Raw genomic sequence first — 21254 nt, 5'->3', positions numbered from 1 at the left:
TTTTACCTCTAATAGGCTATCGTTATATTACTTTTCGGCATACTTCTGTTTAATCGCTAAAATCTCTTCTTGAACTGCAAAAAAAGCATCTACTACTGCAGGATCAAAGTGATTACCGCTTCCTTCTTTAATAATGGCAAAAGTTTTCTCTTGTGAAAATGATTTTTTATAAGGGCGCTTAGATGAAAGAGCATCAAATACGTCAGCAATAGCAACCACGCGTGCAGCAATAGGGATGTCAGTGCCTTTTAAACCATCAGGATAACCAGAGCCGTCCCATTTTTCGTGATGTGAGCGGGCAATAATTTCGCCTAGCTTAATAACTTCTGAGTCAGAGCCTGAAAGTATATTAGCGCCTACAACAGTATGCTGCTTCATTATTTCCCATTCTGCTGCATCTAATTGACCCGCTTTTAGCAAAATATGGTCAGGCGTTGAGATTTTACCAAGGTCGTGCATAGATGCCGAAAATAAGATATTTTCAACGGTTGTTTCATCTAACCCAATACTACGCGCGACGGCTTCAGAATATAAGCTCATTCGTTGAATATGCGCACCTGTTTCTTCATCTTTATATTCAGCGGCTTTGGTTAATCTATTTATTGTTTCAAGCGATGCGTTTTTTAGGCTTTGCATTGCTTGTTTTAAAGATTCAGTTCTTTGAGCAACTTCAGCCTCTAATTGCCTCTGATAATTTGTTCTTAAATCGTTATAGTCTTTAATTTTAAGAAGGGATTTAACGCGCGATAACAACTCGTTTTTGTCTACAGGTTTTGTAATAAAATCATCGCAACCAGCATCAATTCCTTTAACTCGCTCTTTTGTCTCTCTTAAAGCAGTAATAAGTACGATAGGTAATAGCTTTAATAGAGCATCTTCTCTAACACGGCGCGTTACTTCAAAACCGCTCATACCCGGCATCATAATATCAAGTAAAATAATATCGATAGGTTGTTGAGCCAAAATGTCTAATGCTTCTTGCCCACTCGTTGCTGTAACTGTTTTATATCCCTTGGGTTCAAGATAAGCTTGCATAAGTTCAATATTTTGTAGGTTGTCATCTACAACCAAAATTAAAGCATCGTCTTTCATTAGACTTTCCTGTGTATTAAAGTTTAAACCTAATCGGTTATTACTTTATGTATAAACTTATTTGTTGAGCGAATGTGCGTGTATCTATAGGTTTAGAAATATAAGCACTGTTAGGTATACACAGTAATTGGTCTATATCTGCGGGTAAAACAGAAGCGGTAACAAAAACAATAGGGATATTTGCCGTTTCTTTTTCACCTCGCAAAATTTTAGCAACTTCTGTTCCAGACATATCTGGGAGTTGAACATCTAATATAATAATTTTTGGAGTCTCACGCTTTATTGTCAAAAGCGCATCTTTTGCATTCATAGCAGTAAATACTTCAAAATTTGCCATGAGTAAAAGATCTTCCTCTAGCAATAGATTATTTGCATTATCATCAACTACAACTATTTTGGTTTTCATTATGCTTTACCACAGATTTTTGTTTAATTGGCAAAGTGATACGAACTGATGTGCCTTTATTAACACCTTCAGATTCAATAACAAACTCGCCTCCATGCAACTTTACTAGACTTTTTGCGATAGGCAGCCCGAGTCCTGTACCTTCTGTTAATCTAGAGTAGGGGGTCTCTATACGAAAAAAGCCTTCAAAGATTTTTTCCATATTTTCAGCAGCAATGCCTATACCCGTATCCCAAATTATTATCTCTATTTCTGTATCAGTATGTCGTGTTTTTACGCCAATTTGCCCCTCATCTGGTGTGAACTTCACTGCATTTGAAAGCAAGTTATAAAGTATTTGTTTAACCTTCAAAGAGTCAGCTTCAATTGGTGGCAAGTCATCAGCAATATCAAGGCACATATCTAATTTTTTCTGATTAGCGGTATCGGCTGTTAGCCCTGTAATTTCGTGTAGTACCTGGCGTATCGGCAAATGAGAGATAGTCAAAGTCATTTTGCCTGCTTCAATTTTTGCCATATCCAGTATTTCGTTAATAAGTAACAGTAAGTGTTTGCCGCTCACCAATACATTTTTAACATACTGTTTTTGTTTGTCATTTAAAGTGCCAAATGTTTCATCGTAGAGCACCTCAGAAAAACCATTTATAGAATTAAGTGGGGTTCTGAGTTCATGCGACATATTTGCTAAAAACTCTGATTTAACTCGAGCAGCACTTTCCAAGTCACTCGTTAGCACTTCTAGCTCTTTATTCGCTTTTACTAGTCCTTCTTGAATTGCATTACGTTCGGTAATATCTTCGATAGATAATAAAATTATGCGATCTTTCGACTGAGTACGTTTAATTTGCCTTGCGTTGAGCAGCATTGTTCGCCAACCAATTGTTTTAAAATTGTGCTCAACTTTGTAATCATCAAAGCTCGTTTTTTGAGGCAATATGGTTTCTAGTAATTCACGTAGCTTGGGAATATTCCATTGATTATTACCAAGGTTGTATATTAATTTTCCGACGGTATCTTTGTGATTAGCACGAAAAAACTCATAGAATGAGCGGCTCGCTGTCACAACTCTTAAATGTTGGTCTAAAACAATCAGTGGTTCTCGAACCGTATTTACAATACTTTCAGAGTATTCTAATAGTTCTTTCTTGGTACTTATTTTATTCACTATCTAGTTCCTTTGTACCATTAAGGGCTGAACAACTTTATAAACGTTTAAAGGATAATTAGGGTTCAGTACTGCTGTGAATATAGCTTTATTTGCTTAATAAATTCGCTAAAATCAATGCTTAATGATGTGTTTTGCTGTGCGTGTGTGGTTTTAACTAATATAAAAGGCGTAACCTGATAAGTGATATCTGAGAGGAACTGTTAGAACATTAATCTTTGATCAGTAAACAGCAACAGTTGATTAATAGCAAGAGGTTCATAATATAACCTGCTATTTATTAATTATAGTGATATTTTTAAGGTAGAAAGTATTAGTTTTTAGGTGGTAGGGCTTTAACAACGCACGTATTTAAATTGATTTTTGAGCCTAGATAATAAAAATGTAAGGTATTAATGTTTAAAATTAATACCTTAATTAGCATTATAATCAGTCTATAGATTTATAAACCGCTAGCGGGTGCGATGTACTTAATGATACATGTACGGCATCACCAGGGTTTACCACAACTTCATGGCTCACTCGGCTAGTTACAATAGTAGAGCACGCAAGTTTTACAGCACACAAGCGGCTACCACCCTCAAATCGTACCCATACAACTTCACCGTTATTACCAACGCTACTTTGAACAAGTAATACATCGTCAGGCCTAAGCAGTACATCAACGTCGCCACTTTCACAGTCAACGCCGTGGGCTGGGGCATTACCAATTGAGGTAGTGGCTTGTCCGTTATCAAAGTTACCTGAAATAAAGCTGGCTTCACCTAAAAAGCGAGCTACAAAACGATTGTTAGGCGTACTAAAACATCGCTCAGGTGTATCAATTTGCTGAATTTCACCGCCTTTTAAAACGCCAACACGATCCCCAACAGAAAGTGCTTCTTCTTGGTCGTGCGTCACCCAAATAGCCGGAACGCCAGCATCTTTAAGTGCGTTTCTTATATCCCAGCGCAGCATATCTTTTAATGCGGCATCAAGATTAGAAAGCGGCTCATCTAGTAATACAAAGTCAGGCTGGTGGGCAAGCGTGCGCGCAAGTGCTACGCGCTGCTTTTGACCGCCCGAAAGCGTTGCGGGCTTTTTTTCTCTAAAATCAGTAAGTCCAAGTAAGTTTATCCAATACTCGGCAGGAGCCGTATCTTTTAGCCTAAAGCAAATATTTTGCTCAACTGTTAAATGCGGGAATAATGCAAAGTCTTGAAACACCATTCCTACGCTACGCTTTTCTGGCGGCACGTTTAACTTTGGCGTTGCACGCCACTTAGCTACGTTTATTTCGCCTTCGCTAATAGGAATAAGACCAGCAAGCGCTTGTAAAATAGTACTCTTGCCACAACCCGTAGGGCCAACAAGCATAAGGATTTCACTTTCGCCTAGCGAAAAGTTTAAATTGTTTACTACGCGGTTACTGCCGTAATCTATAGACAACTGACTTACAGATAGCATGTGTTTTTAAATCCTTAATGTTCTAACTGGTTGCGTTTTTCGCCTGAGAGCATAATAGCTAACGCGCACGCAGAAATCACTACTAACAATAATCCTGGTATAGCGGCACGGCCAAAATAACCCGCTTCGTAAACACGCCATAAATAGGTAGAGAGGGTTTCAAACCCAGTAGGGCCGAGCAATAGGGTGGCTTCTAGTTCGCGCATCGACTCTAAAAATACCAGTGCTGCACCGGCAATTATACCGCGCATAGTCAGTGGTAACGTAATTCGGGTAAATACTTCACGAGGGCTTGCACCCAGTACGCGAGCTGATTTTACTAAACTAGGATCTAAATGCTCGGTGCTAGTTCGAACTGAGCCTACCGCCAGCGGTAAAAAACGAAGCATATAAGCAATAATTAATAATGCGAGCGTTTGGTATAAAAAGGGAAGCTGCAAACCACCGTAAACAAGGGCTGTGCCCATAACTATACCCGGTATACCAAATCCAAAATAAGTAACGCGTTCCATTACCTTACCTGCTTTGCCACTTAATGCTGCATGGGCAACGGGCACGGCTACAATTACGGCAACAACAGCGGCAATAGCTGATGCATACGCTGAGTTCCATGCAATATTAAAGTCGAACGAGGTAAAGCCATCGCGAGCTAACCACAACGAAAATATCGCAAGCGGTAAGCCAATAGCTAATAGTAACACTGGCGCAAAGGTAGCAAACATGGCGCTTAGCTGCAATTTGCTTGGAAACAAAATAAGTGGGCGACCTTGTTTTTCGCTGTCTGTTTTTATTTGCGATTCTATTAATAATAAAAAGCCAACAATCACCATTAATTGCAATGAGAGCATGGCTGCACGGCCTAACGCAAAGGCGTTGTATTCAACGTATATAACACGGGTAAATGTATCTAAGCGCATCATTGCGGGTGTACCAAAGTCTGACAATGTATAAAGCGCTACCAGCAATGAGCCTGCGGCTATGCCGTTTACTACACGCGGTAATATGACTTTAAATATGCTTTGCGTCATCGACATACCCAGTGTACGCGCGGCGTTAACCATACTTGCATCAAGGCTCAGTAAGGACGAGCGAGTGGTCATCATTACAAATGGGAAGGTGTATAAGGTCATTACAATCGCGGCGCCCGTTAAACCATACATAGAAGGGGTTTCTATACCGGTTAACGTGTTTATTTCGCCGCCTGGGCCAAAGGCCGCATATAAGGTAAACGCACCAATATAACTGGGCACAGCTAAAGGCGCTGCAAAAAATACCAGCCATAGTTTTTTAAATGGTAAATGCACATACGCACTAATAAAGGCCAGTGGCACACCAATTAAAATAGAACCTAAAACCGTTAACCCCATTAGGGCTAAGGTATTACCTAAAATTTTTAAATTATGACTATCAAAAACGGAACTGGCATCACTAGCAAGCACCATTAATATAAAAACAGGGGTAAGCGTAATGAGCGCTGCAAGCAGCGCCATTGGGTAAGAAGCGGGTAGTCGCATTATAAAACGCCGTTATTTCTCATCAAATCGATGGTAGGTCGTAAATCTGCCAGTTGGGTTAAATCTATTTTAGGCGGTGAAATATCAGCAAGTGAAGGTAATCCCTCTGGTTGGCTAATATTATTGATTAACGGAATTTCGTAAGCTTCAGTTGCCAAATAACCTTGCACTTCTTTGCTGAGTAAATAACGCATAAAGTTAGTAGCAAGTGGATCGTCATTCAAAGCAAGCACACCAGATGCATTAACTAAACAACCTGCATCGTTTTGGGTAAAGGCTAAATCGAGTTTTGCATCGGGCTTGCCCGACTTAAGGCGTAGTGTGTAGTAGTGATTAGCAAAACCAATATCTACTTCACCGCGTTCAACACCCATAACTACACCAAGTTCACCGGCGTATGTTTTAGAACGTTTTTTGACTTTTTTAAGCCACTTAGCGGTTTTGTCATCGCCTTCTAAAATACGCATAGCGGTAACAAACGATTGAAAAGACGCATAAGCGGGCGCCCAACCAATGCTTAAATCGCTGTCGGCAATTTCCATAATACTTGTCGGAATTTGATCTTTAGTTAAACGCGACGTGTTATATGGCAATGTACGAATGCGACCTGTAACAGGTGCCCATTCTTTATACCTAAATTGTGGCTGTAATTGATCAGATAAATCGGTTGGAATTGTTTGAGCAAGGCCTGCATCGGTCACTAAACCAATGGCACCGGAATCTACCGCCCAAAAAATATCGGCACGTTTAACACCAGCCTTTGCCTCGGCTACGATTGTATTTGCAAGTGCAGCTGTTGGACCTCGGCGTATGCCTAATTTAAAGTCGGGATTTTTTTTCTGGATTGCTTGTAATACGTTTTCATACAAACCACCTTCGCCACGGCCTAAATAAAGCGTTAACTCGCCTTTAAGCTTTGGTAAATCATCAACCGAAACAGGGTTTGCTATATTGGCAGCTAGTGCGCGAGAAAGAGGAAGTGGCAATGAGCCAACAACCCCTAACGCAGCTAGGCCTTGTATAAAGGTCCTACGCTTCACTTAAAATACATCCTTACGCGACTTTTCAGCTTTTTCTATTAGCGTTTTAGCGCGATCTAATTTAGTTTGCATGTCACTTACCACATCGCGTATATCGTCTACGCTTTTACTATTTTTAATTGCTTGCGGCAGTGTTACGTTAAAGTCTTTTTCCAGCACTTCAACTAGGTTAGCGTCTTGTTCAATAAGCGTACCTTCTACGCCTTCAAATAGGTGCAGGTAAGTATCGTGAACAATATCTGTTGCTTCGTCTTGTAAACGCTCAGCAAATTTAGCGACTACACGGTCTAATTTGTGCTTAATTTCGTCAATTGTCGCACTTTGTGTCATTTCAGTAGTTGCAGTTGCTTTAACGCTCTCTAACAAGCCTTTTTGCTGGAATTTTGCAGCAAGCTTAACAGCCCCAAGACCCTGCCACAAGGCTATGTTCATCGCTTCTTGCTCTTTACGTACTTCAGCCGCTGGTTTGCCATTTTCAATGGCCATTTTTACGCCATAAATACCTTGCCAAATAGAAGCGTAAACAGGTACGAAATTAGTTTCTATTGCGCTATGAAACTTAACTGATTCCCAATATTCAATTAAATCATCAGTTTTAACTGCTTTAGCGCCTTTGGTATCGTAGTCGTTTACCATGGTGTCAACTTTGCCAATCATCCATTCAACTTCTTCATTGTAACTTTTAATGTTTTCTTGAAGATGATTTACATGCTCGCCAATTGGGCCATTAGCCAATACTGGTTGCGCCATAAAAGCTGAAGCAAGTAAAAGGCTTACACCTAACGTTTTAGCCGGTTTAAATAATAAATTCATTGCAAAAGAGTCCATAAAGGTAATTGTAAATGATAGACATTATCATATAGTTAAAGATTAAGGAGATCAATAACCACAAACTGTCAAAATAGATAAAAACACTAAATGTAGCGGTTAGTTACACATTGTTGGCACTAATCGACAAATTAACGGGTATTAATACGCTTAATATGAGTATTTAAACGTAGTGTTTGCCTTCAATAGCGTTATAAATGGCATCACACAGTGTTTTTATACTCGCATCATCACTTATATACGGTGGCATAAGGTAAATTAGTTTACCAAAAGGGCGGATCCAAACACCTTTCTCTACAAAATAAGCCTGAATTTTAGCAACATTCACATTGCCAGCTTTATCGGTAAGCTCTACAACACCAATTGCACCTAAGGTACGTACATTGGCAACCGCATCTAGTTCACTGCATTTATTAAGTTGTTGTAGTTGGGTATGTATTTGCTTTATTCGTTGTTGCCAATTTTGCTCAAGTAATAAATCGATACTTGCACACGCCGCAGCACAGGCAAGCGGATTACCCATAAAAGTAGGGCCATGCATTAAAACGCCAGCTTCACCTTCGCTTATGCCAATGGCTATTTTATCGCTAGTTATAGTGGCCGATAGCGTCATTGAACCGCCTGTGAGCGCTTTGCCAATACACATTATATCGGGCTCTATATTAGCGTGCTCTACAGCAAATAATTTGCCTGTTCTGCCAAAGCCTGTGGCTATTTCGTCGCAAATGAGTAGCACATTATATTGCGTACAAAGCTTGCGTACGCAGGCTAGGTAATCGGGGTGATAAAAGTTCATTCCACCCGCGTTTTGCACAATAGGTTCAATTATAAATGCAGCTACTTGGCTATGGTGGGCTTTAAAGTATTCTTCAAGATCTAGGGCTTCTGCTTGGTTGAACTCGCTACCAAACTTACTCACCGGTGCAGGTACAAAAATATGCACAGGTAAAAAGCCGCTATATAAGCTATGCATTGAGTTAACAGGATCGCATACGCTCATTGCTGCGAACGTGTCACCATGGTAGCCCTTGTATGGCGTCATTAATTTTTGTTTTGTTGTAATGCCTTGGCTTAACCAATATTGCAGCGCCATTTTAATCGCTACTTCAACACTTACCGATCCGCTGTCGGCTAAAAACACTTTAGTTAAACTAGGCGGCGTTATGTTTACTATTTTTTTGCACAGTTCTACCGCACTATTATGCGTAATACCACCAAACATAATGTGGCTCATACTGTTGATTTGCTCAACCATGGCGTTATTTATAACAGGGTGGTTATAGCCATGTATTGCGCTCCACCACGAGGCCATGCCATCAATTAATTGCTCGCCAGTTTCAAGATGAATAATGTTGTGGTTTGCGTGGGTAACGGGGTAAACCGGAATTGGCTGTGTCATAGAGGTATATGGGTGCCAAATGTGCTGTCGATCAAAATCAAGGTCTATTGTATTCTTTTTACTCATATGTAAACTTTAACTTGGTGGGCTTCGTTGACAATGGTACTTCAACTCGTAGACTAAGCCAATATCACCGTTATGAAAAAAATAAGAGAGTATTATGGAACTTGCACCTGTTCGTCACGATTGGACCCACGCTGAAGTTAAAGCATTATTTGAAATGCCATTTAACGATTTACTTTTTAAAGCCGCATCGGTTCACCGTGCTAATTTTAATCCCAATGAAGTGCAAATTTCTACGTTGTTATCAATTAAAACAGGCGCTTGCCCAGAAGATTGTAAGTATTGCCCGCAATCGGGGCACTACCGAACTGATTTAGAGCGTGAACGCTTAATAGAAGTAGAAAAAGTAGTAGAGCAAGCGCGCCTTGCAAAACAAAAAGGCGCAACGCGTTTTTGTATGGGCGCTGCATGGTCAGATCCAAAAGACAGAGACATGCCATACATTTCGCAAATGGTTAAAGAAGTAAAAGAGTTAGGCCTCGAGACCTGTATGACACTGGGTAAACTCACAAACGAAAAAGCGCATGAACTTAGAGACGCAGGGCTTGATTACTACAATCATAACCTCGATACATCACCAGAATATTACGAGCAAATTATATCAACCCGCACTTTTCAAGATAGATTAAACACCATTGATCACGTACGTGATGCCGGTATGAAAGTATGTTCGGGCGGAATCGTTGGTATGGGCGAGCAAGCAAGTGACCGCTACGGACTACTTATGCAGCTAGCTAATTTGCCACAACAGCCAGAAAGCGTGCCTATTAATATGCTTGTAAAAGTTAAAGGCACACCGCTTGAAAACATAGACGATTTAGATCACTTTGAATTTGTACGTACCATTGCAACAGCGCGTATTATGATGCCACATAGCTATGTGCGTTTATCGGCAGGGCGTAACGCCATGAACGAGCAAATGCAATCAATGTGCTTTTTTGCAGGCGCTAACTCAATATTTTATGGCGATAAACTACTTACCACCGAAAACCCAGACGCTGATGCAGATATGAACCTAATTAAAAAATTAGGTATGAACCCAGAAAAGCGTCACGACTATTCAGACGAAGCAGTAGAAGCCTCGCTTTCATCGCAAGTAGCCGACAAAGCAACCTCTGAATTGTTTTACGAAGCGTAGGCTTTTATATCTATGCCTTTTGATTTTATAAATACGCATCTGCAGGCTCGCAAGCAAAATGCGTTACTTCGTAAACGCCACGTAGTGCAACATGCAACAGCGCGCACCATAACGGTTAATAATAAAACCTACCTTAACTTTGCCAGTAACGACTACTTAGGCTTTAGTGATGTGGCTGTTAACCTTAATGACTCTTACGCATTAGGGAGTCACAGCTCCGCATTGGTTACAGGTTATCAGGCGCAGCAAAAATCGCTCGAACAATACCTATGCGAGCAATTTGGTTATGGCGCAGGGATGCTATTTAACTCAGGATTTAGCGCTAATAGCAGCGTAATTAAAGCGTTGTTTCAAGATAAAGCCGCTGCACAAAGCAGCGCTATTTTTCAAGATAAGTTAAATCATGCAAGTTTGATTGACGGTGCTTTGCACTCTAACGCGGCTTTAGTGCGTTTTAATCACAACGACATGAACCATTTACGCTCACGACTCGAAAAATCAAAAGCGCAAAACAAGCTTATTATAAGCGAAGGCGTGTTTTCGATGGATGGCGATACCGCGCCTCTTAAAGAGTTACTCGCACTTGCAAAACAGCACAACGCATGGCTAATGATTGACGATGCACACGGCTTTGGTGCTTTGGGTAAAACAGGGCTTGGCAGTTGCGAAGCACTTTTAGAAGAGGGTATTACACTTCCCGATATATTAGTAATCACCTTTGGTAAAGCCGTTGCCAGTAGTGGCGCGTGTGTATTAGGCAGCCAGCAATTTATTGATTACATGCTGCAATTTAATCGCGATTACACGTACTCAACCGCCATGTCGCCACTCATGGCAAGCCATACACTTGCGCGTATTAAAAGCATAAAAACAGCTGATGATAAACGCGATAAGCTAAATGCCAATATTGAATTATTTAAGCAACTCGCTAAAAGCCATAATATTGCTGTAATGGAATCAAACACAGCCATTCAACCCATTGTATTAGGTTGCGCTGAGCACACTTTAAAAGCGGCTGAAAAGCTAAAGCAGCAGGGTATTTGGCTTACCGCTATTCGCCCGCCCACGGTTGCACATAATACCTCGCGTTTGCGCATTACACTTACTGCCGCTCATACAAAGCAAGATATAACCACGCTTATTGAGCACTTAAAAGGCGCAATAGCATGATTGCTCAAAAATTTAGCAATACTAGCACTGTGCAAAAGCAGGAATATATAAACACGCCTGCAACGCTTACAGCTATAAAAAATGATTCTAATGGCGTTAATACTCATAAAAATGTGAGTAGCAATGCATTAAAAAAATCTACACAAAGTAACTTTTCAAAAGCTGCCGATGGCTACAGCAAGCATGCTAATGTACAAAAGCAGGCTGCAAGTGACTTATTCAAACTAATAAACACGCAGCAACATAATAAAAACAAGGTATGTGTAGATTTAGGTGCAGGTCCGCTTGTTAATACGCACTCATTACAAAGTATATTCGGTAGCGTTATAGCAATGGATTTAAGCATAAACATGCTAAAAAGCAGCGCATTAAACACGTTACGTATTTGCGCCGATATGGATAACCTACCGCTACAAGCAAACAGTGTTGATGTAATTTATAGTAATTTTGCAGTGCAGTGGTCAGCTAATTTTGAAAAGCTAATGCAATCGCTTTATCGTGCTTTAAAACCCGGTGGTAAAGCGTATATAAGTACAGTAGTTTCAGGGTCAATTAATGAAATTAAAACAGCCTTTGCAGCGCTTGATTCAAACAGCCATATAAATACATTTAATAGCGAGCTTTATATAAACCAATCAGTCCAAAAGGCAGGTTTTGTTATAAACAGCGCACAAAAAGTGGTTTATACCGATACTTACTCAACGCCTTTAAAAGCCATTAAATCTATTAAGGCTATTGGTGCGACAACGCAAAATCACAGTAATACACGCCGAGGATTACTTACAAAGTCGGCACTACAACATGTATGTAATGCATACCCATTAATAAACAACAAAGCATGTGTGTCCTACCATGTGGTATTGTTATCATTAGAAAAACACTAAATAAGCCCAAAGACATTAAAGGCAACGCATGAAAGAATTTTTTATAACAGGCACCGACACCGATGCCGGAAAAACTCACGTTACCAGCTTGCTACTAAAGCTACTTGCCCAACATAAAAAACACGCTATTGGCTATAAGCCCCTTGCTGCAGGCTGCGAAATGGCGTTCGATCAGCTGGTAAACGCCGATGCACTCATACTAATGGAAAGTGCAACCGTTAGTGCCAAGTACGATATAATTAATCCGTTTGCCTTTGCGCCACCTATTGCGCCGCATATAGCGGCTAAGCAAGTAGGCGTTACAATTACTGTTGATAAGCTTACCGAAGCGTATCAAAACGTAAAACAACAAGGCGCTGATTACCTACTTACCGAAGGCGCGGGTGGTTGGGCACTACCAATTAATAATACCGACTATTTATACGACTGGGTAAAGGCTGAGCAGCTACCAGTCATACTCGTTGTTGGTATGAAGCTAGGCTGCTTAAATCATGCCTTACTTACAGCCGCCCATATGCAAAGCTTAGGCGTAAATTGTGTTGGTTGGATTGCAAATCAAGTAGATCTCAATATGGAAGAATACCAAGCTAACCTTGATACGCTTAAAGCACGTTTGCCATTTCCTATTTTGGCTATAAGCCCATACAGCGAACAAACACCTAAACTACAAATATACAAAAGCTTACTCAATACTCTCGATCTAAATTCTTAAAAGTTAAAATACTGCTTTGTTAAATACAAAGCAGTATTTGTATTAAATACATGCGCTTATTTATTGTATTTAAGCCTTGAAATAGCCTACCTTAGTACACATATCAACTTTAATAACCGCAGCCTACATTTACAATAATGTCACCAAGGACAGCCCTCACACCATGACGCACCCATTTATTAAAAACTACACCCAAAATGTGCACCAAAAATCTGAAGTGGACGCACTAGGTAGTCGTTTACCAAAAACGCGTGTAGGCATATTAGGTGGGGGCACAGCGGGGGCAACAATTGCGATTCGTTTAGCTGCTTTGGGCATACAAACAACCATTTTTGAGAAAAAAAAGTCGTTAATTGATGGCCCGCCAATGTGTCACTTGCATGCTGGTGGTAATTTATATCGTGAAATACCCGACGAAGACTGCATAGATTTACTTAAGCAATGTATAGATATTTTGCGCCTTTATCCTTACACCATCGATGTAAGGCCAACTGTGTTTGCAGTACCCACGCGTGATGACGACTCGCCTGAGGATTTACTACCAAGGCTAGATAAGTTAACTCAAGCCTACAAAAAACTTATTCAGCAAGACGCCAAAAACAAAGTATTAGGGGAACCCGATAACTACTACCAGCTATATAGTCGTGAGCAAATGCTTGAGCTTAAAAATCAACAACAAGTAACAAAGCCCAAAACGCTTGATGAATGGATGATACCGGTAGCTAAGCATTTAAATTTAAGAAAAATAAAATACCCGCTAATAGTGGCGCAAGAATATGGTTGGAATATATTTAGGCTATCGGCCAGTGCGCAATTAGCGCTTGCACAGTACGACCATGCTGATGTTTTAACAAACACACTTGTTAAACAGGTATCGCCAGTAAAAACTAACGGTACCAATACGCGCGAGCAAATATCAAAGTGGAATATTGAATACCAATCATCGCAATCCTCAGCTACCCAAACACTTGAAGTAGATTACCTTATTAATGCGTGTGGCTTTCAAACCGGGATTATTGACGACATGGTGGGGGTAAATGTTAAGCGCATGGTTGAATTTAAAGCATCCTACATTACACATTGGCAGGGCGCGGGTGGACAAATACCCGAAATTATTATTTATGGAAAGCGAGGTACGCCAGAAGGTATGGCGCAGTTAACGCCTTATCCTAATGGGTATTTTCAAATACACGGGATGACCAACGCCATTACGCTATTTAACGATGGCTTAGCAGATACAACAGCAATAAGTGCACAACCTAAGCTACCTAATAAGTACCTGCATTATATTGAAGATGGCTGGGACAAAGCAGCGCTGCAAACACGCATCCAAAAAGCCATTGATTATGTAGCCGAATTTGTACCTGCATTTAAAAATGCCAATACACAAAATAATGCGCTGTTTGGCGGCCAACAAATACCAGGAGAAGACGACACTTTGCGCGTAGCCGATGTAAGCTTATATTCGCATATTAGTTATGCGCGTGCTGAAAATGTAAAAGCGTCATCAACCCTTACAGCAGCCGATGAAATTGTTGCAGAGTTTATAAAGTTAGGTTTAGTGAGCAATCAGCCCGATATTAATAAGCATCGTGAAAACCACCAATGGACATACCTAAATAAAACTAGCCATGCAGATATAACCGAAGTAGCTCAAGTATTAGCCAAAGAGCGTAACTTTCCTGTTGAAATGGCATTAGTAAACAACAGCATTTAAAAAATGGACTAACAGGCTGCGTTTCAATTGGCTGATTTAAAATAATATTTATAGGCTTTCTGTAATAAATTATATTTATAAACACATAAATAACCCTTGCGTTATGACATAGTTTGTCACAGAATAGCGCTAACGCTATGACATAGTGTGTCATAGCGCAGTGATTGCTTTGAGCTGATTTAATTCCAAATGCATTAATCGCTTAGTGATCAAACCTATTTTTGTGAGGACAATATGAAACGTATATTTTTGTTTTTATTAACTAACCTAGCGGTTATGTTGGTATTAGGTGTAGTGCTTTCAATTATAATGAGTGCGCTGGGCTTGAGCCATCGTAGCCTTGGCGGAATTTTACTTATAGCCACTGTGTTTGGTTTTGGTGGATCGTTTATTTCGTTGTATATGTCTAAGTGGATCGCTAAAAAATCAACCGGTGCACAAGTAATTACGCAGCCACGTAATGAAACAGAACGCTGGCTTGTACAAACGGTATCTGCGCAGGCACAAAAAGCAGGTATTAAAATGCCAGAAGTGGCAATTTACGACAGCCCAGAAATGAACGCATTTGCAACCGGCCCGAGTAAAAACAACTCATTAGTGGCAGTAAGTACAGGCTTAATGCACAACATGACCCAAGATCAGGCCGAAGCCGTACTTGCCCATGAAGTATCGCATATTGCTAACGGCGACATGGTAACGCTTACGCTAATACAAGGCGTGGTAAACACCTTTGTAATATTTGCTGCAAAAGTACTGGCTGGCATAGTAGATAACTTTATTAATAGCGATGAAGAAGAGGGCGGCAGTAGCTGGACTTATTTCTTATTCGATATGTTATTCCAAGTATTATTTGGCGTACTTGCCAGCATAGTGGTTGCAAGCTACAGCCGTAAACGTGAGTTTGCAGCCGACAGTGGCGCAGCTAAATTAGTAGGTGCAGACAAAATGCGCTCAGCGCTTGAGCGATTAAAGCAAAACCACCCATCGCAATTAGAAGGTTCAATGATGGCCTTTGGTATTGCAAGTGGTAAAGGTATGGCTGAGCTGTTTTCATCTCACCCACCGCTTGATGCGCGAATAGACGCACTTCGTAAGTAGCTATGTAAGTAACTATATAAATTAGTAAATATACTAAGCCAGCTTAACCGCTGGCTTTTTTGTGTTTACGTTAAAATACTAAAAACACGCGTACTGTGTTTATATACAGTTATTTTTAATGGGTGCTAAAATCGTTACTTATTTAAGCTATTTGTGTTTACGGATATTCTTTGCATGCGTACACTTAAACTCCTTAAAAGTCAGCACTGCTGGTGGTTTTAATACTTAACAAGGATGCTTATTGTAATGGTAGATATTCAGCAAACTAAAGAATGCATTATGTGTTTTAGCTCAATTGATTCTCGCGCTAAAAAATGCCCGCAATGCACCTCTCTTCAAGCTAAGTACTCTAACTTAGAAAATAATCCCATAATTATTGGTGCATTGGCCTTAAGTATCGTTGGTATTTTTGGGTTTGTTTTTTATCAAAATATTTATGTAGCAGGGCTTGAAGAACAAGCACAAAAAAACCTAACTGCTAATGTAAGCCAAATAAGCACTAAAAATGAAACCGATGGTTTGTATGTTGCGTGTATAGGGCAAATAAAAAATGAATCAGACTTTTCGTTTAAAAATATAAAGTTTAAAGTCGACTTTTTATCAGAGCAAAACGCACTAGTCGATACGCTATCAATAACCGACGAAGACCTAATAATAGCGGATGGCTTAACTAATTTTAGAGTAAGAGGAATAGCACAAAAGTCTGCTATTAGTTACAACAAGTGCCAAGTGTTTATAACCGATGCTTGGGCTTATAAATAGAGATAAATTTTACGAGTAAAACAAAAAAACCAGCAAAAAAAGCTGGTTTTTAATATAAAAAAATCAGTAGTTATTGAGAAAGTATAATTTCGGTAATTCCCTCAGCAGAGAGTATTTCAATCCAATAGCCGTCAGGGTCTTTAATAAACGCAAGACCTTTCATTGAGCCATCATCTGGCTTTTTAACAAACTCTACATCGTATTTTGCAAAGCGCTCACTTGCTTCGTAAACGTCGGGTACGCTAATACCAATATGGCCAAAGCCTTTAGGTTCTTGGTTACCACTGTGGTAGCCCTCAAAACTATCGTCGTTTTCAGTGCCCCAGTTATGGGTTAACTCAATTAACGCAGGGCGGCGAAACACCCATTCAGCTTTTGCTTTATCATCGCCTTCTGGCAGCTCTTGTTCGTAGCCTAAAAAGTAAAGCGTAAACTTCATACCAGGAAAGTCATACTTACCTAAAAGCTTCATACCTAATATATTTTGATAAAATTCTAAAGACGGCTTTGGATCTTTAATACGCAACATTGTTTGCTGCATTACATAGCCTTGCGTGGCTTGTTCAATTTGCTCTGGAGATTCGTTATAGCTAGACATGGCGATCCTTTCAAAATAATAAAGCGGAATAAATAATTATTGACCCATCATAATCAACCGTAAGATAAATTTAAACCGCTTTAAGTTATTCAAGAGTAATTCAACGTGTAAGAAGTAAATTTAATATAGTAAAGTGAAACTCTTCGATTTAACTTTTAAAATTGTAAATTTTAGTTACTTATATTCAAAGGAGAAAGTATGAAAACACTAAACATTATTTTTGGACTCGCATTACTCTTTACTATCACAAATAGTAACGCAGTAGAGGGGCTAATTTCAGTAAAAAGCCCATTAAGTGCAAAAGCCACTATGGATAAGTTTGAGAATTTGGCAAAACAAAAAGGGCTAAATATATTTGCAAGAATAGATCACGCAGCCGGTGCTAAAAAAGTAGAGCAACAACTACGCCCAACAGAAGTACTTATATTTGGTAACCCTAAAGGTGGAACACCTCTTATGCAGTGCGCTCAAACAATAGGTATTGATTTACCGCTAAAAGCACTGGTATGGGAAGACGCACAATCGCAAGTGTGGTTAAGTTACAACGATCTTGCTTATATAGCTGAGCGCCATAATGCAGCAAATTGCCCTGCAGCTAAAAAAATAAGCAAAGTATTACACACACTCGCAATAACTACAGTTAAGCAATAAATTAAAAAATGTAAGCAAGTAACGAGCACTTACATTAAGCGTTAAAATAGAAAAGGAGCCATTATGTTTTACGATGACATGCAGGGGTTATTACGTGTACTTATAATTGGTGTGCTGGGTTATGTGGCACTGGTGTTTTGGTTACGTGTATCGGGTAAACGTACGCTTTCAAAGTGGAATGTGTTCGACTTTGTAGTCACCATTGCGCTGGGCTCTATTTTAGCGTCTGTTATTATTTCAAAAAGTGTACCGTTAGCTGAGGGCATACTAGCCTTTGTAGTATTGATAGGGCTTCAATATGTTATTACTTGGCTTAGTGTGCGCTCGTCAAAATTTGCAGCGCTTGTAAAAGCAAAGCCCACGTTATTGTTAAGTAATGGCGAGTATTGTGATTCAGCCCTTAAATCACAACGGGTAACAAAATCAGAAATTCGCGCCGCTATGCGAGGCGCAGGTATTATTGCAATAGAAGAGGTCGCCGCAGTTGTGCTCGAAACAGACGGCAGCTTTAGCGTAATGCCACACAATAACAGTGGCTCTAAAACCGCGTTAAGCGATGTAGTGTGAGTATTAAATAGTAAGATCATTAAAGAGTAATAAAGATCATTAAAGAGAAGACAGGCTTTATTGCCTAGCAGATTCAAGCCTGTCTCATATAACTAATTTAGCTATTTAGCCGGTTCTAATAAACTAAACGTAGGTAAGCGCCATTTAAAGCGTATTGATGCCATACGTATTAAGTATCCTGCAACTAGGCTTACAATAATGCTTATGTTGTCGTCAATATTGTAATGGTGCAGCGCTAAATATAAGCACGCTACAATTAACGCCACGCTAGCATACAGCTCGTTGTGCAATACCAATGGCGCTTGACGGCATATTAAATCACGCAATAAGCCACCAAATACGCCAGTAACAATGGCTGCCACAACACAAATACCATAGTGCAAGCCCATATTTAGACCCACTTGGCAGCCTATAATACTAAATGCAGCTAAACCCAGCGCGTCTAAGCGCATAAATATGCCTTTAAATTTAACCACCCACTTAGCAAGCCATGTAGTCACAATACCGGCAATACAGGTAATTAATAAATATTCTGGGTGTTGAACCCAGGTAAGCGGGTAATTGCCTAGTAATATATCTCGTACGCTGCCACCACCAATTGCGGTCGCACTGGCTACTAGCACTACGCCAAACCAATCCATTTTCATTCGTCCTGCGCTAAGTGCGCCAGTCATGGCTTCTGCTGTAATACCAATAATATAAACAATCGTTAATAGCATGAGATAATCACTTGAAATATGTGCGTAAAAATAAAGGAGTGATTGTATAGATAAATGATCTAAAAAACGAATGAGAAATCATACTAAAAAAGCTTAATTCAGATAGAAATAACTAATGACAAAACACAGTGTAAACAGCCTGTTAAGTCACTGTAGAGCTGAGGGTTAATTATTAAAATTTAAAGGACATTTATCCGTTAGCCATAAAATAAAGCTGGTTGATTTTTTACTTGGTTTTAGTCCTATGAGCATTGTTAGGGCACTTGCTTTAGTGCTTTAATTAATAGCTAAGTTTAATAGTTAAGCTTAATAATTAAGTTTAGTAGGTAGAGCGTAAAATTAACGTAATATGAATAAATAGTTGCATGGTATTAATTTAGGGACGTATAATAACAAGTGTTAACTAAATGAAACTAGCGTAAAGCGCAGTTTAAGCATTACAGGTTATTAAGGGCACACATATGCACAAAGGATTGTTAAAGTCGTGGAAATCAGACAAAGGTTTTGGTTTTATTAAATCAGACACCCTAGAACACGATACGTTTATACACATATCAGCCCTCAAACACATGAGCCGCAAGCCTAAAGTTGGCGACACTATTTACTTTGAAGTAGCAACGCAGCCCGACGGCAAAACCAAAGCAATTAACTGCCGCATAGAAGGCGTTACAGAGCTTAAAGCACCTTACCAAAAACACACACAACAGCCGTACCGTATGGCTAAATCTAATTTTGCCAGTAGCTTTTTAGGTAAAGTTGCCTCAATAGCGCTAATTGCTGCACTTTGCTTTTATGCGATTAATAAATACAACGCTCACTCAAGCAGCCAAACTCCAGTTATAACCAACGCTGATTTAGCCACCTTTGATAAAAAATACCCAAAAATGGTTATTCCAAAAAGCACACAAAATTTTACGTGTGATGGTAGGCAGCACTGTAGCCAAATGACATCTAAAGACGAAGCAATATTCTTCATTAATAACTGCCCGAATACAAAAATGGATGGCGATAATGATGGTGATCCTTGTGAGAGGGATACAAGGTTTTAAAGGGTAGAGCTATAAAGCCTTAAATAAAAATAGAATTAATTAATTGCTGTGTATAGGTACAGTAATTTGATATTTGTCCCATAACATTATTGAAGTCGTGTTGGGGTTAAATAACAAAGACTACTGAGTAGCAATAGTAGTTACCTGTTTTTAAATGAGTTGTTTGGTGTAATTATCGAACAACGTAATATACGCCTTCTGAACAAATGGGCTTATTCTTATTTTTAGCTTTTGTGTCCATGATTATTTTCGACCGTATGTGGCGAAAAGATGGAGTAAACAACTTAGATGGGTGTACTAAAACAACTTAATGTATGTACAACTTATTTTCGCATAACAAGAAATTAAACAAGGACTAAAAACAGTTGGCTGTTTTCGTTCCCCAACATTTTAGCCAACAATTTTTAGACTGTTAATTGGGCGTTATGCGTCATGGCAGGCTAGAGTCATAAATTAGGAAATAGCATGAATAGAAAATTATTTGAGTTGGCTTTAGACAAAACAAGACCATCAGATTGGGAGTACTTCGAAGAGCTTAGCTCTGGTTTTCTGGCATCTGAGCTTCCATCACTTAGGACAATGGCATCTCCAAGTGGTGATGGAGGACGAGACTCGGAGTTATTTTCATCAGATGGATCGACATATGTAGCTGTTCAATATTCAGTGTCTAAAGACTTTGATCCTAAAGTTATGAGGACGATAAAGCGTCTTGAAGAAAACTTCGATCAAATAAGAGTTCTAATTTATTGTACAAACCAACAAATCGGTGCCAAAGGCGATACATTAAAACAAAAATGTCTTGGTAAAGGTATTTCATTAGATATCCGTGATAAAAGTTGGTTTTTGGAAAGATACGAGCTAGATGATAATAAATATAATTGCGCCTCTCAGCTAGTCGATGTTATTGCAAGACCACTCTTGGAATCTGAGTCAATCATTGAGAAATCTAGACCAGCATTAACTTCAATAGAGTCAAAAGCAGCGTTAACGTATTTAGGTATGCAGTGGGAAGATGAGAATACAGACAAGGGGTTGACAAAAATTGCATTCGAGTCACTTGTTAGGGCTGCATTAAGAAATACCAGCTCAGAAAATAGAATGGCGCGTGATAATGTACATAAAAAGGTTGTTGAGTTTATACCATCAAGTGATCCCCCCTGTGTCAGGATAGTTGTCGCCTCAATTAATTTACAAATAAACAGGGCGCGGTAAGTTAAAGTAAGTGAATTATCAAAG

21 protein-coding genes are annotated in these 21254 nt (G+C 39.5%); 11 read left to right on the top strand and 10 right to left on the bottom strand.

The window, feature by feature from the left end; translation table 11 throughout:
• Window positions 1–27: 27 nt before the first annotated feature.
• From GQR55_RS04435 to bioA, 8 genes are all read right to left on the bottom strand, one after another.
• Window positions 28–1092, bottom strand: a complete 1065-nt coding sequence (locus tag GQR55_RS04435) for an HD domain-containing phosphohydrolase (RefSeq protein WP_166419604.1) — start codon at window positions 1090–1092, stop codon at window positions 28–30.
• Between the two features lie 40 nt (window positions 1093–1132).
• Window positions 1133–1498, bottom strand: a complete 366-nt coding sequence (locus tag GQR55_RS04430; protein ID WP_166419603.1) for a response regulator — start codon at window positions 1496–1498, stop codon at window positions 1133–1135.
• Window positions 1473–2663, bottom strand: a complete 1191-nt coding sequence (locus tag GQR55_RS20330; RefSeq protein ID WP_166419602.1) for a PAS domain-containing sensor histidine kinase — start codon at window positions 2661–2663, stop codon at window positions 1473–1475. The genes GQR55_RS04430 and GQR55_RS20330 overlap by 26 nt, the downstream gene beginning before the upstream one ends.
• Before the next feature lie 429 nt (window positions 2664–3092).
• Complete coding sequence (locus GQR55_RS04420; RefSeq protein WP_166419601.1) at window positions 3093–4109, bottom strand: ABC transporter ATP-binding protein; 1017 nt, start codon at window positions 4107–4109, stop codon at window positions 3093–3095.
• 14 nt (window positions 4110–4123) lie between these two features.
• On the bottom strand, window positions 4124–5623 hold the full coding sequence (locus GQR55_RS04415; RefSeq protein WP_166419600.1) for an iron ABC transporter permease: 1500 nt from the start codon (window positions 5621–5623) through the stop codon (window positions 4124–4126).
• Window positions 5623–6663: an extracellular solute-binding protein gene (locus GQR55_RS04410; protein WP_166419599.1), complete on the bottom strand. Its 1041-nt coding sequence runs from the start codon at window positions 6661–6663 to the stop codon at window positions 5623–5625. Before GQR55_RS04410 ends, GQR55_RS04415 begins: the two co-directional genes overlap by 1 nt.
• A complete protein-coding gene (locus tag GQR55_RS04405; protein WP_166419598.1) occupies window positions 6664–7476 on the bottom strand; it encodes a hypothetical protein in 813 nt (270 codons plus the stop codon).
• A gap of 178 nt (window positions 7477–7654) precedes the next feature.
• Window positions 7655–8956, bottom strand: coding sequence for an adenosylmethionine--8-amino-7-oxononanoate transaminase (gene bioA / locus GQR55_RS04400; protein ID WP_166419597.1), 1302 nt, complete (start codon window positions 8954–8956; stop codon window positions 7655–7657).
• Window positions 8957–9050: 94 nt separating this feature from the next.
• Here bioA and bioB point away from each other — a divergent pair, with 94 nt between their 5' ends.
• From bioB to GQR55_RS04365, 7 genes are all read left to right on the top strand, one after another.
• Window positions 9051–10091: a biotin synthase BioB gene (gene bioB, locus GQR55_RS04395; RefSeq protein WP_166419596.1), complete on the top strand. Its 1041-nt coding sequence runs from the start codon at window positions 9051–9053 to the stop codon at window positions 10089–10091.
• Window positions 10092–10103: 12 nt separating this feature from the next.
• The gene (locus tag GQR55_RS04390; RefSeq protein WP_166419595.1) at window positions 10104–11261 is read left to right on the top strand and encodes an 8-amino-7-oxononanoate synthase; all 1158 of its coding nucleotides are present in this window, start codon (window positions 10104–10106) and stop codon (window positions 11259–11261) included.
• Window positions 11258–12145 (top strand): methyltransferase domain-containing protein, encoded by an 888-nt coding sequence (locus tag GQR55_RS04385; RefSeq protein WP_166419594.1) that lies wholly within the window; start codon window positions 11258–11260, stop codon window positions 12143–12145. The genes GQR55_RS04390 and GQR55_RS04385 overlap by 4 nt, the downstream gene beginning before the upstream one ends.
• Before the next feature lie 28 nt (window positions 12146–12173).
• A complete protein-coding gene (gene bioD / locus GQR55_RS04380; protein ID WP_166419593.1) occupies window positions 12174–12857 on the top strand; it encodes a dethiobiotin synthase in 684 nt (227 codons plus the stop codon).
• 163 nt (window positions 12858–13020) lie between these two features.
• On the top strand, window positions 13021–14574 hold the full coding sequence (locus GQR55_RS04375; RefSeq protein ID WP_166419592.1) for an FAD-dependent oxidoreductase: 1554 nt from the start codon (window positions 13021–13023) through the stop codon (window positions 14572–14574).
• A gap of 234 nt (window positions 14575–14808) precedes the next feature.
• On the top strand, window positions 14809–15672 hold the full coding sequence (gene htpX / locus GQR55_RS04370; RefSeq protein ID WP_166419591.1) for a protease HtpX: 864 nt from the start codon (window positions 14809–14811) through the stop codon (window positions 15670–15672).
• Window positions 15673–15918: 246 nt separating this feature from the next.
• Window positions 15919–16434: a hypothetical protein gene (locus GQR55_RS04365; RefSeq protein WP_166419590.1), complete on the top strand. Its 516-nt coding sequence runs from the start codon at window positions 15919–15921 to the stop codon at window positions 16432–16434.
• Window positions 16435–16504: 70 nt separating this feature from the next.
• Here the strand turns inward: GQR55_RS04365 and gloA are convergent, their stop codons facing one another.
• The gene (gloA, locus tag GQR55_RS04360; protein WP_166419589.1) at window positions 16505–17032 is read right to left on the bottom strand and encodes a lactoylglutathione lyase; all 528 of its coding nucleotides are present in this window, start codon (window positions 17030–17032) and stop codon (window positions 16505–16507) included.
• Between the two features lie 198 nt (window positions 17033–17230).
• On the opposite strand from gloA, the gene GQR55_RS04355 reads away from it, so the two are divergent.
• Together GQR55_RS04355 and GQR55_RS04350 are read left to right on the top strand one after the other, a co-directional pair.
• A complete protein-coding gene (locus GQR55_RS04355; protein WP_166419588.1) occupies window positions 17231–17683 on the top strand; it encodes a DUF302 domain-containing protein in 453 nt (150 codons plus the stop codon).
• Window positions 17684–17746: 63 nt separating this feature from the next.
• Entirely contained in the window at window positions 17747–18250 is a 504-nt protein-coding gene (locus GQR55_RS04350; RefSeq protein ID WP_166419587.1) for a YetF domain-containing protein, read from the top strand.
• A 101-nt stretch (window positions 18251–18351) separates the two neighbouring features.
• Here GQR55_RS04350 and GQR55_RS04345 read toward each other — a convergent pair whose 3' ends face one another.
• A complete protein-coding gene (locus GQR55_RS04345) occupies window positions 18352–18969 on the bottom strand; it encodes a trimeric intracellular cation channel family protein (RefSeq protein ID WP_165728663.1) in 618 nt (205 codons plus the stop codon).
• A gap of 461 nt (window positions 18970–19430) precedes the next feature.
• Here GQR55_RS04345 and GQR55_RS04340 point away from each other — a divergent pair, with 461 nt between their 5' ends.
• Window positions 19431–20018 (top strand): cold shock domain-containing protein, encoded by a 588-nt coding sequence (locus GQR55_RS04340; RefSeq protein ID WP_166419586.1) that lies wholly within the window; start codon window positions 19431–19433, stop codon window positions 20016–20018.
• Window positions 20019–20483: 465 nt separating this feature from the next.
• Window positions 20484–21230: a hypothetical protein gene (locus GQR55_RS04335; RefSeq protein ID WP_206012027.1), complete on the top strand. Its 747-nt coding sequence runs from the start codon at window positions 20484–20486 to the stop codon at window positions 21228–21230.
• Window positions 21231–21254: the final 24 nt, after the last annotated feature.

The sequence above is a fragment of the Pseudoalteromonas sp. Z1A8 genome (assembly GCF_011378855.1).
In the GTDB taxonomy this organism is placed as follows: Bacteria; Pseudomonadota; Gammaproteobacteria; order Enterobacterales; family Alteromonadaceae; genus Pseudoalteromonas.
Note: the sequence above shows the minus strand (reverse complement) of the source record. Positions and strands in the feature narration are given on the sequence as shown.

Coding starts and splice junctions, on each gene's coding strand:
- htpX (WP_166419591.1), top strand. CDS start 14,809: ATGAAACGTATATTTTTGTTTTTATTAACTAACCTAGCGGTTATGTTG.
- GQR55_RS04390 (WP_166419595.1), top strand. CDS start 10,104: ATGCCTTTTGATTTTATAAATACGCATCTGCAGGCTCGCAAGCAAAAT.
- GQR55_RS04385 (WP_166419594.1), top strand. CDS start 11,258: ATGATTGCTCAAAAATTTAGCAATACTAGCACTGTGCAAAAGCAGGAA.
- GQR55_RS04405 (WP_166419598.1), bottom strand. CDS start 7,476: ATGAATTTATTATTTAAACCGGCTAAAACGTTAGGTGTAAGCCTTTTA.
- GQR55_RS04350 (WP_166419587.1), top strand. CDS start 17,747: ATGTTTTACGATGACATGCAGGGGTTATTACGTGTACTTATAATTGGT.
- GQR55_RS04435 (WP_166419604.1), bottom strand. CDS start 1,092: ATGAAAGACGATGCTTTAATTTTGGTTGTAGATGACAACCTACAAAAT.
- GQR55_RS04345 (WP_165728663.1), bottom strand. CDS start 18,969: ATGCTATTAACGATTGTTTATATTATTGGTATTACAGCAGAAGCCATG.
- GQR55_RS04415 (WP_166419600.1), bottom strand. CDS start 5,623: ATGCGACTACCCGCTTCTTACCCAATGGCGCTGCTTGCAGCGCTCATT.
- GQR55_RS04340 (WP_166419586.1), top strand. CDS start 19,431: ATGCACAAAGGATTGTTAAAGTCGTGGAAATCAGACAAAGGTTTTGGT.
- GQR55_RS04375 (WP_166419592.1), top strand. CDS start 13,021: ATGACGCACCCATTTATTAAAAACTACACCCAAAATGTGCACCAAAAA.
- GQR55_RS04355 (WP_166419588.1), top strand. CDS start 17,231: ATGAAAACACTAAACATTATTTTTGGACTCGCATTACTCTTTACTATC.
- GQR55_RS04365 (WP_166419590.1), top strand. CDS start 15,919: ATGGTAGATATTCAGCAAACTAAAGAATGCATTATGTGTTTTAGCTCA.
- GQR55_RS04335 (WP_206012027.1), top strand. CDS start 20,484: ATGAATAGAAAATTATTTGAGTTGGCTTTAGACAAAACAAGACCATCA.
- bioB (WP_166419596.1), top strand. CDS start 9,051: ATGGAACTTGCACCTGTTCGTCACGATTGGACCCACGCTGAAGTTAAA.
- bioA (WP_166419597.1), bottom strand. CDS start 8,956: ATGAGTAAAAAGAATACAATAGACCTTGATTTTGATCGACAGCACATT.
- gloA (WP_166419589.1), bottom strand. CDS start 17,032: ATGTCTAGCTATAACGAATCTCCAGAGCAAATTGAACAAGCCACGCAA.
- GQR55_RS04430 (WP_166419603.1), bottom strand. CDS start 1,498: ATGAAAACCAAAATAGTTGTAGTTGATGATAATGCAAATAATCTATTG.
- GQR55_RS04420 (WP_166419601.1), bottom strand. CDS start 4,109: ATGCTATCTGTAAGTCAGTTGTCTATAGATTACGGCAGTAACCGCGTA.
- bioD (WP_166419593.1), top strand. CDS start 12,174: ATGAAAGAATTTTTTATAACAGGCACCGACACCGATGCCGGAAAAACT.